Origin of the sequence: Streptomyces sp. NPDC026659 (genome assembly GCF_040638245.1) — a bacterium.
Lineage (GTDB): Bacteria > Actinomycetota > Actinomycetes > Streptomycetales > Streptomycetaceae > Streptomyces.
Genome location: NZ_JBEZXY010000007.1, coordinates 410,248 through 423,776, shown reverse-complemented (window position 1 = coordinate 423,776; position 13,529 = coordinate 410,248). Strand labels below are relative to the sequence as shown.

Sequence of the window (13,529 nt, the reverse complement as noted above, 5' to 3'; positions counted from 1 at the left end):
CCGAAAATTTCGGCGGGCCCGACTCCGGCCGTACACAGCCGACTTGGCGGTCAGTGCCGCCCCGGCGAGGGCACCTCCCGCACCGGCACCCCGCCCAGCGACCGCCCCATCAGCGTCAGGCCCACCTTCCCCGGCCCCGACAGCGTCGTGAACTCCGACAGCACCGCCAGCGCCAGGGTGTTGGTGCCCCGGGTGCGCAGGATGCCGTTGGGCAGGACGAAGGTGTGCTGCGGGCCCACGTTGTTGATGTACTGGCCCAGGTTCCAGCCGTTGAGGAAGATCTGCGCCCGGTAGGCCCGGTGCGGATCGTCCTCCAGGGTCAGTCCCACCGAGGCGTCGATGTCGGCCGGTACCGAGAGCCGGAAGCCGGTCCGGTACCAGGTGACGCCCTGCCGCCGCTCGGCGCGGGGGAACTCCACCGTCTCCCAGTCGCGGTCGCGGAAGCCGGGCAGATGCCAGCCCTCGCGCTCGCCGTAGAGGCCGCCGTTGTTCTGCGGCCCGCGCACCGGGTCGGGGGTGCCGCCCTGGAGGCGCCAAGTCACCTCGGGTGAGGCCCCCTTGAAGGAGGCGGAGAGCAGACCCCGCGCCGCCTTGTGGGTGTCGAGGGACGCGCCGTCCTGGTCGTGCTGCATCCGCCGGACCAGCACCGACAGCACATGCCGGCCGGGCGAGCGGAGCCGCTCCCGCACCGGGAAGGAGGCCGTGGCCTCCCAGGTCCCCTTGCGGATCGTGGTGGTCTTGTCCGGCACCGGCATCCGGTGGGCGCCCAGGGGATCGCCGTCCAGCCAGGCCATCAACATCCCCTGCGTACCGGTGCTGTACGCGAGCGCGACCTCCTCCATCCCGGTGGTGCCGTCGAACTCGCCCCGGTACCAGACGTCTCCGTAGTGGAAGCCGTAGTCGTCCGCGAACAGCACCGGGCCGCCCTTGGGGACCGGGGTGGTGCTGTACGAGGTGGTGCGGTCGGCGGTCTTCCAGTCGCGGTCGTCGAAGTTCGGCCCCGCTTCCGGGTTTTCGGTCCGCATCCGCCAGCCGCTCAGCTCGGGCAGCCTCACCTCGGGCACACCGGGCAGCGTGACGGTCGTGATCAGGCTGCCGGAGAGGGTGACGCGGGTCGGCACCCGGCGCCCGTTCCACACCACCGAGGAGATCCCGCGCGGACCCCACACCTCCAGCATGGAGTCGGAGGCGAGGTCGCCGGTGAGCCGTACCTCCGAGCCGTGCACCTCGGCGTGGCGCAGCAGTTCGGGGCCGTAGACGAGCAGGCTGCCGGACGGGGTGTCGTAGGGGAACAGTTTGGTGCTCGTCGCGTCGTCCGCGAAGAGCAGCAGCAGCGGGGTCTCGGTCTCGCCGCCCGCGACCAGGACCCGGCTCAGCCCGGCCTCCGGGCCCAGCGGCGCGTTGACGTGCAGTTCGTCGCCCGAGAAGGCCCAGCCGGCCTCGGGGTCGAGCCGGGTGGTGACGGGCTCCGCCGGGCAGTGCAGGACCAGTTCGGCCATGTCGCCCGCGCGGCCCGCGAACAGGGCGACGTCCTGCCGTCCGGTCGTCATCCGCAACACCGGCTGCGTCGTCGTGTACTTGAGCCTGCGCTTGCCCAGCGAGAGTTCGGTGGCGAGCATCCTGGCGTCGTGCGGGGGCACGGTGATCTGCAACCTGCCCGCCGTGGTGGGCAGTTCGGTGGTGACCGGCCGCGTTCCGTCGTTGCGCGCGATGTACACGTGCGCGCCGGTGTCCGGGTTGGTCAGGTGGTAGACCTTGAGCCCCTCGGCCTTGACCGGCTCGGCCCGGTCCAGCCGGGCGAAGTCCGGTACGCGCTGGAAGAGATGGCCGAGCTGGTGCAGCGGGGCGATCTTCTCGGTGACGTTGCGGGCCTCGTCGATCGCGGCGCCGTAGTCGTACGACGTGTAGACCACGGGCGCGGGCAGCCAGCCCCACGAGGTGCCGCCGAAGGCCATGTAGATGTTGTGCAGCGTGAGGCCGTTGGCGAGGTTCGTCAGATAGAACCGGCGCTCGTACGCCGAGTCGCGGGTGCGCCGCGCCTCCGGGTACCCCTTGCCGTCGAACCAGGCCCCGCCCCACGGGTCGAACCAGCCGCCCCCGAACTCGGGCACGAAACCGGGCGTGTGCGGCGAGGCCGAGGCGCCCCCGGTCGCGCCGCCCGGACCGAACGTTCCCCAGTCCGGCGGGGTTTGAGAGGGCGACGGGTAGCCGTCGAAGCCGTACAGCCAACCCCCCTTCTCGCCACCGGTGTCGAAGGAGCCCGGCGTCCAATGCCCGAAGCGGCCCTTGTCGTTGTGGAAGAGAGGGACGTCGATCCCGTCGGCGCGCACCTTCTTGTACAGGTGGGACATGTAGTCCCGGCCCGTCGGCTCGGTGACGTGGGCGTAGTACTCGTTCTCGATCTGGTAGAGCAGCACCGTGCCCTTGCCGTGCGTGAACAGGTGCTCGCGGGCGATCCTGTTGACGTGGGTCAGCCACTCGTCCACGTGCCCCAGATAGACCGGGTCGGCGGTGCGGGCGCTGCCCTTCGTCACCGTGAGCCAGCCCGGGAAGCCGCCGCCGTCGATCTCGGCGTTGATGTAGGGGCCGGGCCGCAGGATGACGTACAGCCCCGTCTCGGCGGCCGTGCGCAGGAACAGGTCCAGGTCGCGGATGCCGGTGAAGTCGTACTGTCCGGGCGCGGGGGAGTGGTAGTTCCACGAGACGTAGATGCTCACGGCGTTGAAGCCGTGCGCCCGCATCTTCTGCAGCACGTCCCGCCACAGGGACGGGCTCGGCAGCCGGAACGGGTGCATCTCGCCGGACCACACCACCAGGCGCCTGCCGTCCACGAGCAGCGAGTGGCGGTCGTAACCGATCGTGTGCCGGTGGCCGTCCGCGCGCGGCGGTTCGGGCGCGGGGCCCGTGGTCGCGGAGCGCGCCGCGTAGGCCGAGGGTGCTCCGGTGCCGCCGCTGCCGCCCAGGGCGAGGCCGAGCGCGGCCGAGCCGGTGAGGGCGCTGAACGTACGTCTGCTGAGCGGCAAGGTGGATCCTCCCGGGCGATCCTGCGGGGCGTGGGTCCGGCCATTCTCCACGCCCCGGCGACCCACAATGGACGCATGAGGATCTCGGCGCGGGCGGATTACGCGGTACGGGCGCTGCTGGAGCTGGCCGTACGGCAGGACGAAGGCCCGGTGAAGGCGGAGCAGATCGCGGGTGTCCAGGACATTCCGCACAAGTTCCTGGAGGGCATCCTCGGCGATCTGCGGCGGACCGGGATCGTCGACAGCAGGCGTGGCGGGGGCGGCGGTTACCGTCTCGCGCGGGACGCCGCCGCCATCACGGTCGCGGACGTCATCCGCGCGGTGGACGGCCCGATCGTCTCCGTCCGCGGCGAACGCCCGACCGAACTCGCCTACACCGGTACGGCCCGGCCGCTGCTCCCGCTGTGGATCGCCCTGCGCGCCGGGGTACGGCAGGTGCTGGAGGGCGTCACGCTCGCCGACCTCGCGGCGGACGCCCTGCCCGAGCCGGTGCGGGCCCTCGCGGCGGAACCGGCGGCCTGGGAGAACCCGTGAGCCGTACGGCACGTGGCGGGCCCAGGTGCGTGAACAGGCCGGTGTGAATGGCCGGAGCGCGCCCTGCCGCAGGCCGGGGGCGCTCCCTACGCTTCCCGTGCCTCCCCGCCTTCACAGCTGTCACACAGGTTCTTCAAGGCTCAACCGGCGGGCGGGGCTCCACGCCCTCGCGACCCTGGGAGAGACATGACCGGCGGACTCCTCCTGAGCGGCGCCGTCGCCGCTCTGCTGACCACCGCACTGCCCGCGCACGCTCCCTCCTCCTCCGTTCTCGACAACCCGCCCCCGGACAAGATCGTCATCGACATCGCCACGGTGAACGGCTCCGGCTGTCCGCAGGGCACCGCCGCGGTGGCCGTCTCCCCGGACAACACCGCCTTCACCGTCACCTACAGCGACTACCTCGCCCAGGCCGGCGGCGGGTCCGATCCGACGGCCTTCCGCAAGAACTGCCAGCTCAACCTGGTCGTGCATGTGCCGCAGGGTTTCACCTACGCCATCGCCAGCGCCGACTACCGCGGCTTCCTCTCGCTCCAGCCCGGCGCGAGCGCGACCCAGAAGGCGTCGTACTACTTCCAGGGCTCCCCGAGCACCGCCTCCCGCACCCACCCCTTCAGCGGCGCGTACAACGACGACTGGCAGGCCACCGACACCACGGACTGGGCCCAGTTGATCTGGGCGCCCTGCGGGGTCCAGCGCAACTTCAACATCAACACCGAGCTGCGGGTGAACGCGGGCACCACCTCGCCCGGCAAGGTGAGCTTCATGACGATGGACTCGACGGACGGGGACATCAGCACCGTCTACCACATGGCGTGGCAGCAGTGCCCCGCGAGCTGAGCGTCTGAGCGGGCCACCGGGCGCGCCCTCCGCGGCGGGACCCGGTGCCCGTCCCGTCAGACCGGCTGGCCCATCCCCGCCGCGTTCGGCCAGCTCTGCGCGCTGGGCCAGCCGGTCGCCGGGGCCGGGGTCAGCCCGGCGGGCGGCGCCGGGGCCGGGGTTCCGGGGGCCGTCATGCCGCGCACCTGGGCGGCGGTGAGACCGCCCCGGGCCGGGACACCGGGCGGGGTGGGGCCCATCGCCGCCGGGGCCATCGCGGCCGGAGCCATGGGCGCCGGAGCCATCGCCGCCGGGGCCATGGGCGCGGCGGGTGCCATCGCGGCCGGAGCCATCGGCTGCGGGACCTGCGGCATCTGCGGCTGCGCCGGGAACTGCTGCGGTACGACGGGCTGCGGCGCGAGCGGCTGCGGCTGGGCGGGTATCCGGGCCGCAGCCGGGATCTGCTGGGGCGCGGGCGGGAGCGGCTGGGCCGGGGGCAGTTGCTGTTGCTGGGGAACGGCGGCGGCCGCGGGCGCCGGAGCCATCGGGCCCGCTTGAGCCGCCGCCGGCACCGGCATCCCGCCGCCGGCCGGCGCTGCGGCGGCGGGGAGCGGCATACCGGTGCCGGCGGCCGGGGCTGTGGGGAGCCCCGGGGAAGGAGCCGCGGCGATCGCCTGTGCGGGCAGTCGCATCCCGGCCCCGTTGGTCTCGTTGATCAGCCGGTCCACGGCAGGGGTGCCCGAGCTGTAGCCGTTCCCGGCGCTCAGTTCGGGGACGGCCGTCTTCTTCCTGGTCTCGTAGAGCACGTGCTCCAGACCGGTCACCAGACGGCGTACGTCGGGCTCGGGGCGCACCACGAGCCGTACGAAGCGGCTGGACGAGCCGATCTTGTTGCCGCACTCGCGGACCAGCACCCGGTGCTCGGTGAGCAGCCGGTCGCGGACCACGGTGCCCTCGGCGCCCAGGGGGAGGCGCACGAAGAGGAAGTTGCCCTGCGAGGGGTAGACGGTCAGACCGGGCAGCCCGGCCAGTTGGCTCGCCATCTCCAGCCGGTCCCGGCGCACCTGGAGCAGGCTCCGCGCGTACTCGGTGCCGTGCTCCTTCAGCATGAACACCACGTGCTCGGCAAAGGAGTTGAGGTTCCACTTGGGCAGCATCGAGCGGACCTTGCCCGCGAGCGCGGGGTTGGCGACCAGATAGCCGAAGCGGATGCCGTGCAGCCCGAAGTTCTTGCCGAGGCTGCGCAGCACGATCACGTTCGGGCGCAGCATGGCCTCCTGGACGACGCTGGGCTCGGCCTCCGCGTCCGCGAACTCCAGGAACGACTCGTCGATCACCACCAGGTCCAGGTCCGCCATCGCGTCCATGAACTGCACCACCGACTGCCGGGACAGGAAGCCGCCGTCGGGGTTGTTGGGGTTGCAGATCACGGCGACCCTGGTGCCCCGCTTGCGGATGAACTCGCCGTAGTGGGCCAGGTCGAGCGCGAAGCCGTTCGCCTCCTGGAGCGGGAACATGTCGACCCGCTTGCCGGTCTCCATCGGCTGGTCGGTCCAGCGGCCGAACGTCGGCACGGGCACGGCCAGCGACTCGCGGACCAGCAGATGGTCGATCCAGGTGATGAGTTCCGTCGAGCCGTTGCCCATCGCCACGCACTGCGGGGGGAGTTGGAGCAGCTGGCACAGCTCGGCGGTGATCGTGTCGGCGCTGCTCGGGTAGTACGTGATGATGTCCCGCAGCCGGACCGCCATGTCCTCGAACATCTCGGGCGTCGGGAAGTACGGATTGCACGGGATGCAGAAGTCCACCGGGCCCGCACCGTCACTGCCCCGCCTGAGTGCCGCCATCGAGGGGCTGTGCGCGGCGGTGCCGCGGAACAACGAGGTGACGTTGTCAGGCAAGGAAACCTCCGTCGAAGGGCGGCCCGTGGGGACAGGGGCCACTCATGCATACGGAACTGACGGGGGTGGCGTTCAACTCGCCTGCCACGTGAGCCACTTCACTCCGCGGACGCGACGTCTCCCCCGAATACCCCCCGATCGAACATGGCGCGCGGAAACTCTGCCGGTCCCGCACGAAACCTTCACAGCCGCGCCTAGGAACGTGACCCCGCTGGAATCTAGTCTTCCCGCGACATGGACTACTGCCACCCGTGCCGACGGCACCTCAATGGCGCCCTGGCCTGCCCAGGCTGCGGCGCCCCCGCGCCCTCCGCCGTCGCGCCCGTGGACGTGACCGTCGCACCGGCCCCGGTGGGGGCGGGCCCCGACCCCTACGGGACGACACCTCAGGGGCACGCCGGTGCGCCTCAGGGGTACGCCGGTGCGCCCGCTGCGCCCGGTGCTTCCGGCGCGACACCTCAGGCCGCCCAGGGATACGCCACACCTCCGGCGCCCTTCCATCCGGAGACACCGGCCCAGGTCAGGGTTCCCCGGCAGGCCGACCGCCGCGCCGAGCCCGCCGTCCCGGAAGGCCCGGAAGGCCCGGAGCAGCCGTACGCCCCGGACGGCACCCCCGACTCCGGCCCCGACCACGTCCCCGCCGAAGCGCGCGACGAAGCCCTCGACGCCGACCCCGACGACGATGTCGACGCGGACCCCGACTCCGACCTCAGCCGCCGCGACCGCAAGGCCGCCGCGCATCGCCGTCGCCGCCGCCGCACCCTCCTGATCGCCACGGGGTTCGTCCTGGCGGCGGGTGCGCTGAGCCTCGTCGAACTCGGCTCCGACACGCCCTTCTCCACAGACCGCCCCGCCGCCTCCGGTGACGCCTCCCCGGACGGCGGCGCGGGCTCGGCCCGCCCCGACCCCACGGCCGCGACCTCGCAGGCCACCGCGGGTGCCGGGGCCGCTCGCGCGTCGGCGTCGGCCTCCCCGGACGCCTCGCCCTCCGCGTCCGCGTCCAAGACCTCCGAGCCCGAGGCGTCCCGGTCCGCCGAGGCCCCGGCCCAGGCGACCCGGGCCGCCACCACGGCCCCGCCCGCCCAGGCCCCGGCCCCCGCCGACCCGCCTCCCGCCCGCCCGACGGCGACCGCGACCCACGGCAAACCCACTTCCGCCCCCACCCCGGCCCCGGAGCCGTCCAAGTCCTGCGACCGCTTCCTGTGGTGGTGCACCTGACGCCGCTCCGCCGAAGGACGCGCCCCCCGCTTCCGCACGCCCCCGCCACCCCGTACCACCCCCGTGCCATCGGCCATCCGGGGTATCGGTGACACCAACCGGGGTCCGGGGCGGTTGAGTCGAAGAGGTACATCCCGCCGTACACGAACTCGTGGAGCGCGCCCCGGACGGGGAGCGGGCGTCGGCAGCGGCTCAGTGGAGGAGAACGGATGAGTCAGGAGATCACCGTCCAGGGCACGGTCGCCGAGGGCTTCGAGGCGGTACGCGAGGAGTTCGCCGCCTTCGTCTCCGGTGAACGTGCGGACTACGAAGGGCAGTTGTGCGCGTACGTGCACGGCAGGCGGGTCGTCGACCTGTGGGCGGGCGACGGTGTCGACGAGAACACGCTGTATGGCGTCTACTCGTCCACCAAGGGCGCCGCCCATCTCGTCGTGGCCCTGCTCGTGCAGGACGGCACGCTGGAGCTGGACCGCAAGGTCACCTACTACTGGCCGGAGTTCGGCGTCGAGGGCAAGGGCGCGCTCACCCTGCGCGATCTGCTGGCCCACCGCGCCGGACTGATCGGCACGGACACCGGGTTCAGCCCGGCGGAGCTGGCCGACGACCGCGCGCTGGCCGAACGCCTCGCCGACCAGCGGCCGTTCTGGCGCCCCGGCACCGCCTTCGGCTACCACGCGATGGTGATCGGCGCCCTGACCGGCGAGGTCGCCCGCCGCGCGACGGGCCGCACCCTCCAGGAGCTGTACGAGGAGCGGGTCCGGGTCCCCTACGGCCTCGACTTCCACCTGGGCCTGCCGGCCTCCCGCGAGCCCCGCTTCCGCACCACCCTGCCGATGGTGCTCACCCCCGTGCAGCAGGCCGAGTCCGACGCGCAGCCGTCCGGCCCGCACACCCTGGAGGCCATCGCCTACAACCGGCACGCCGCCGAGCCCACCGACCTCGAGTCCGTGCCCAACGACCGCGCCCTGCGCGCCAGAGGGCCCGCCTCCGTGGGCGGTGTCGCCTCGGCGCGCGGTCTCGCCGGGATGTACGCGGCGATGATCAGCGAGGTGGGCGAGAAGGCGCCGTTGCTGAAGGCGGACACGGTCGCGGAGTTCGGGCAGCCGCACTCGGTCGGCTACGACCTGGTCGGCCGCGTCCACAAATCGTTCGGCCTCGGCTTCCAGATCACCGCCGACACCCACTACCCCTTCCTCGGCGCGGGCACCATCGGCCACAGCGGAGCCGCCGGCTCCCAGGCCTTCGCGGACCCGCGCGGCGGCCTCGCCTACGGCTACACCCGCCGCCGCTTCGCCTACCCCGGCGGCGCGGCCCCGGAGAACGACCGCCTGGTGGCGGCGGTGCACCGGGCGGCGCTGGGGCGCTGACAGACCGTACGGCGGAGGCCGCACCCGTGAACGTGGGGTGCGGCCTCCGGCGCGTACCGGCACAGGCTTCAGAGCTTGACGACCATCTTGCCGATGTTTTCGCCGCGCAGCAGGCCGAGGAAGGCCGACACCGTGTTGTCGATGCCGTCCACGACCGTCTCGCCGTACTTCAGCTCGCCCGAGGCGACCCAGGGGCCGACCTCGCGGACGAACTCGGGCTGGAGGTCGTAGTGGTCGCCGACCAGGAAGCCCTCCATGCGGCCCCGGGTCTGGATCAGCCGGGCGAGGTTGTTCGGGCCGGGGGCGGGCTCGGTGTTGTTGTAGACCGAGATCATGCCGCAGACGGCGATCCGGCCGTGCAGCCGGAGCGAGCCGAGGGCGGCCTGGAGGTGGTCGCCGCCGACGTTGTCGAAGTAGACGTCGATACCGTCGGGGGCGGCCGCGCGGAGCTGCTCGCCCACCGGGCCGTCCTTGTAGTTGAACGCGGCGTCGAAGCCGTACTCGTCCACCAGGAGCCGCACCTTCTCGTCGGACCCGGCCGAGCCGATGACCCGCGCGGCGCCCTTCAGCCGGGCGATCTGCCCGACCTCGCTGCCCACGGCACCGGCGGCGCCCGAGACGAAGACGGTGTCGCCCTCCTTGAAGGAGGCCACGCGCAGCAGACCGGCGTACGCGGTCAGGCCGGTCATGCCGAGGACGCCGAGGTAGGCGGAGAGAGGCGCGGCCTCCGGGTCGACCTTGGCGGCGCTCTTGGCGTCCACGGCCGCGTACTCGCGCCAGCCGAGGAAGTGCAGCAGATGGTCCCCGACCTCGACGCCCTCGGCGTTGGAGGCCACGACCACGCCGACGGCGCCGCCCTGCATGGGCTCGCCGAGGGCGAAGGGCTCGGAGTAGGACTTGGCGGCACTCATCCGGCCCCGCATGTACGGGTCCACCGAGAGGTACTCGTTCCGTACCAGGACCTGGCCCTCGCCGGGCACCGGCATGGGGACCTCGACCAGCGCGAAGTCCTCGGGCTCGGGCCAGCCGACCGGACGGCTGAGCAGGTGCCACTCGCGGCTCATGGCGGGCAGGGCGGGGGAGTCGGGCATGGGGCTGACCTTCCAGGATGTTTCAGAACCTGAAATAACCATGCTCCTGAATATTTCATGATGTCAAGTAACCAGGTATCCTGGAGCGCATGTCCACCCCGCCGCCCGCCCCGGGCAACCGCGCCGCCGACCCCCTGACCATGGAGGTCGTCGAGCTGATCGGTGACGTCGTGGCCCGCTTCTACGCGGACTACGAGGAAGCGGCCGCCGCCCACGCCCTCACCGGGCCGCAGGCCCGTCTGCTGAGCCTGCTCGCGCTGGAGCCGCTGCCGATGCGGCGCCTGGCGCAGAAGCTCAAGTGCGAGCCGTCGAACGTCACCGGGATCGTGGACCGCCTGGAGGCGCGCGGCCTGGTCGAGCGCCGCCCCGACAGCGGCGACCGCCGGGTCAAGCTCGCCGCCGCCACCGAGGAGGGGCTGAGCGTCGCCCGCGACCTGCGCGAGGGCCTGCGTTTCGCCCGCGAACCGCTCGCCGGGCTCTCGGACGAGGAGCGGGGCTCCCTGCGGGACCTGCTGCGCCGGATGCTCTCGGCCTGACCGGAGCGCGGCCCCCGATCTCCCGACGGCCCGATCCGGGCGTGGCCCCGCGGCCCGGGTTGGGTAAAGTCCTCGTCATGCGCGATCTCGGGGTGGGGTTCCGTCATCTGCTGCGCGGCCAGCGCTGGGTGACCCGGCACGGCGGACGGTACGGCTTCGGGCTGCTGCCCGGCCTGATCACCCTCGTCCTCTACTCGGCCGCGCTCGTCGCGCTCGCCGTGTGGGGATACGACGCCGTCGCCTGGGCGACCCCGTTCGCCGACGACTGGTCGAGCCCCTGGCAGGACCTGTTCCGCGACGTCCTCGCCGTCGTCCTCTTCGCCCTCGCCCTGCTGCTCGCGGTCCTCACCTTCACCGCGGTCACCCTGCTCGTCGGCCAGCCCTTCTACGAGAGCCTCTCCGAGCGGTGCGACGCGGACGTCTCGCCCGACGGCACCGCGCCCCGCTCCGAGCTGCCCCTGTGGCGCGAGCTGTGGATCTCGGCCCGCGACAGCCTGCGCATCCTGGTCCGGGCCTGTGTGTGGGGCGTCCTGCTCTTCGCGCTCGGCTTCCTGCCCGTGGTCGGCCAGACCGTGGTCCCGGTCGTCGGCTTCTTCGTCACCGGCTTCTTCCTCACCGAGGAACTGGCCTCCGTCGCCCTCCAGCGCCGGGGCGTCGACCTGCGCTCCCGGCTCGCCCTGCTGCGCTCCCGCAAGAGCCTGGTCTGGGGCTTCGGCGTCCCGCTCGGCCTCGCCTTCCTGGTGCCGGTCGTCGCCGTCTTCCTGATGCCGGGCGCGGTCGCCGGCGCCACCCTCCTCGCCCGCGACCTCCTCGGCGAGGAGACCACGGAGGACCGCCCGGAAGCGGAGCAGCCCGAGGCGGACCGCCCGGTCACCGCCTGAGCGGCCCACGGTGAAGTCGTGCGGGTGTGTGAAAGGTTCGTACGGAACCGCGCCCGCACCCCCTCCCGGCGGCCCCCGAGCCGCCCCCGCCGGTTACCGTCGGAACCGGGGCACGCCCCTCGACGAGCAGCCCCGGTCCGGAACCTGACAACTGGACCGGGGCTCGTCGCATCCCGCCGCCCCGGACACGGCCTAGCGCGCCGAGAAGCCGTACGCCGTCTCCGAGCGGTAGACCTCGCCCGGGTCGAGGCGGGTGGTCGGGAAGTCGGGGCGGTTGGGGGAGTCGGGGAAGTGCTGGGTCTCCAGGGCGATGCCCCCGCCGGGGGCGAAGGGGGCGCCCAGGTGGTCGGCGGTGTAGAGCTGGAGGCCGGGTTCGGTCGTGGACACCGTGAGCGTGCGGCCCGAGGCCGGGTCGTGCAGCTCGGCCACCTCCTCGGCGGCGGCCGTGACGCCCTTGTCCAGCACGAAGTTGTGGTCGTAGCCCGAGCCGGTCTTGCGGGCCGCGCGGAAGTCGAAGCGGGTGCCGGTCACGTCCAGCGGCTCGCCCTCGGGGATCAGGTCCGCGTCCACCGGTGTGTACCGGGAGGCGGCGAGCCGCAGTTCATGGCCGCCCGCGTGCCCGGAGCCCGGACCGCCGAGGTTCCAGTACGTGTGGTTGGTGAGGTTCACGACCGTCGGCGCGTCGGTCACCGCCTCGTAGGCGATCCGCAGCCCGCCCGAGGCGTCCAGCGTGTACGTGGCCGTCACCTCCAGGCGGCCCGGGAAGCCCTCCTCGCCGTGCGGGCTGACCCGGCTGAGCCGCACCCCGTGCTCGACCGGCGCCACGTCCCACACCCGCCGGTCGAAGCCGTACTCGCCGCCGTGCAGCGAGTTGGGGCCGTTGTTGGGCGCCAGCGCGTACGTCCGGCCGTCCAGCGGGAAGCGGGCGCCCCCGATGCGGTTGGCGTACCGCCCGACCAGGGCGCCCAGATACGGCCCCCGGTGCGTCAGATAGCCGTCCAGGGAAGGGAATCCGAGGACCACGTCCGCCGGGCGCCCCTCCCGGTCCGGGATCTCGACGGACTGCACGATCCCGCCGTACGACAGCACGCGCACCCGCGTCCCGCCGCGCTCCAGCGTCCAGCGGTGCACCGGGGCTCCGTCGGAAAGTGTGCCGAAAAGTTCGCCCATGTGGGAAACCTTAGGTCAAGGTCGCTCCGCCGTGACCGTGCGGTACGCGATCTCCGCGAGCCTGGCCTGACCGCTGCGACTCGGGTGGAACCAGTCCCAGCGGCTGAGCTGGCCGGTGCCGAACCGGTAGTCGAAGACCGCGTTGCCGTCGAAGCGGCAGCGCACGTCGGTCGCGCACACCTCCTTCAGCGCCGTGTTGTAGTCCTCCACCCGCCGCTGGACCGTCTCGCGCCGCCGCGTGGCCGCCGCCGTCAGGTCGTCCGCGCCGCCCAGCATCGAGGGACAGATGCCGAGCTTCCACACCTGCTTGCCGAGCGGGTCCGTGCGGCCCTTCGACCACAGCCGCTGGAGATTGGGCACGCTCGCGACGTACACCTGCGTCCTCGGCAGTGCCGTCCGCAGCGTGCGCAGGGACTTCGCGAAGTCCGCGCGGAAGTCCGCCACCGGGGTCATCGCGGACACCGAGGCCCGGCAGGCGTCGTTGGCCCCGGCCATCACCGTCACCAACTCGGGCCTGTGGGAGGCAGCTTGGGCCAGCTGTCCGGGCAGGTCGGCCATCCGGGCGCCGGTCACCGCGTAGTTCCAGCTGGACTTCGCCGCCTTCACGGGCCCGAGCAGACGCACCGCGAGGCTCTCCACCCCGGCGTCGCTGCCCGTCGCCCAGGACACCTCCGGACAGTCGGAGAACACCGCGCACGCGTCGAAGCCCCGGGTGATGGAGTCCCCGACCGCGGCGATCGAACCGGGGCTGCGGTCCCACACCGGCGCGGGCTTCGCGGGGGCCCGGGACACGCCCGTACCCGCGTGATCACCCCGGATGGAGTCACACCCCGTCGCCAGCACGGCCGCCGTCAGCACCACGACGGCGGCCCGCACCCGGTGGCCTCGCTTCCGCATCCTGGCTGATCCCCTCGCTCGTCGACGCAGCTCCGGCAGGTGTGCCCCTCTCCTGACAACGTGCCGGAGTTCCCGCCCCGCCCCCGGGGAAC

General features: G+C 72.8%; 11 protein-coding genes. 6 read left to right on the top strand and 5 right to left on the bottom strand.

The genetic code is table 11. From position 1 onward, the window contains the following. Positions 1-50 precede the first annotated feature (50 nt). Positions 51-3,023 (bottom strand): beta-galactosidase, encoded by a 2,973-nt coding sequence (locus tag AB0E91_RS20390; RefSeq protein ID WP_361783481.1) that lies wholly within the window; start codon positions 3,021-3,023, stop codon positions 51-53. 75 nt (positions 3,024-3,098) lie between these two features. On the opposite strand from AB0E91_RS20390, the gene AB0E91_RS20385 reads away from it, so the two are divergent. Continuing rightward, positions 3,099-3,557, top strand: a complete 459-nt coding sequence (locus AB0E91_RS20385) for an Rrf2 family transcriptional regulator (protein ID WP_361783478.1) — start codon at positions 3,099-3,101, stop codon at positions 3,555-3,557. A 186-nt stretch (positions 3,558-3,743) separates the two neighbouring features. Continuing rightward, a complete protein-coding gene (locus AB0E91_RS20380) occupies positions 3,744-4,397 on the top strand; it encodes a DUF4360 domain-containing protein (protein WP_361783475.1) in 654 nt (217 codons plus the stop codon). A 56-nt stretch (positions 4,398-4,453) separates the two neighbouring features. Here the strand turns inward: AB0E91_RS20380 and AB0E91_RS20375 are convergent, their stop codons facing one another. Beyond that, positions 4,454-6,277, bottom strand: a complete 1,824-nt coding sequence (locus AB0E91_RS20375; RefSeq protein ID WP_361783472.1) for a histidinol-phosphate transaminase — start codon at positions 6,275-6,277, stop codon at positions 4,454-4,456. 234 nt (positions 6,278-6,511) lie between these two features. Here AB0E91_RS20375 and AB0E91_RS20370 point away from each other — a divergent pair, with 234 nt between their 5' ends. Next, a complete protein-coding gene (locus tag AB0E91_RS20370; protein ID WP_361783469.1) occupies positions 6,512-7,495 on the top strand; it encodes a hypothetical protein in 984 nt (327 codons plus the stop codon). A gap of 209 nt (positions 7,496-7,704) precedes the next feature. Next, the gene (locus AB0E91_RS20365; RefSeq protein ID WP_361783466.1) at positions 7,705-8,862 is read left to right on the top strand and encodes a serine hydrolase domain-containing protein; all 1,158 of its coding nucleotides are present in this window, start codon (positions 7,705-7,707) and stop codon (positions 8,860-8,862) included. A 68-nt stretch (positions 8,863-8,930) separates the two neighbouring features. Here the strand turns inward: AB0E91_RS20365 and AB0E91_RS20360 are convergent, their stop codons facing one another. Next, entirely contained in the window at positions 8,931-9,953 is a 1,023-nt protein-coding gene (locus AB0E91_RS20360; protein WP_361783463.1) for an NADP-dependent oxidoreductase, read from the bottom strand. An 89-nt stretch (positions 9,954-10,042) separates the two neighbouring features. On the opposite strand from AB0E91_RS20360, the gene AB0E91_RS20355 reads away from it, so the two are divergent. After that, entirely contained in the window at positions 10,043-10,489 is a 447-nt protein-coding gene (locus tag AB0E91_RS20355; protein ID WP_361783460.1) for a MarR family transcriptional regulator, read from the top strand. A 77-nt stretch (positions 10,490-10,566) separates the two neighbouring features. Continuing rightward, positions 10,567-11,370 carry an EI24 domain-containing protein gene (locus AB0E91_RS20350; protein WP_361783457.1) on the top strand — a complete coding sequence of 268 codons (804 nt, stop codon included), beginning with the start codon at positions 10,567-10,569 and terminating at the stop codon, positions 11,368-11,370. 192 nt (positions 11,371-11,562) lie between these two features. On the opposite strand, the gene AB0E91_RS20345 is transcribed toward AB0E91_RS20350, so the two are convergent. Continuing rightward, positions 11,563-12,540 carry an aldose epimerase family protein gene (locus tag AB0E91_RS20345; RefSeq protein WP_361783454.1) on the bottom strand — a complete coding sequence of 326 codons (978 nt, stop codon included), beginning with the start codon at positions 12,538-12,540 and terminating at the stop codon, positions 11,563-11,565. A gap of 15 nt (positions 12,541-12,555) precedes the next feature. Then, the gene (locus AB0E91_RS20340) at positions 12,556-13,437 is read right to left on the bottom strand and encodes an SGNH/GDSL hydrolase family protein (RefSeq protein WP_361783452.1); all 882 of its coding nucleotides are present in this window, start codon (positions 13,435-13,437) and stop codon (positions 12,556-12,558) included. Positions 13,438-13,529 lie beyond the last annotated feature (92 nt).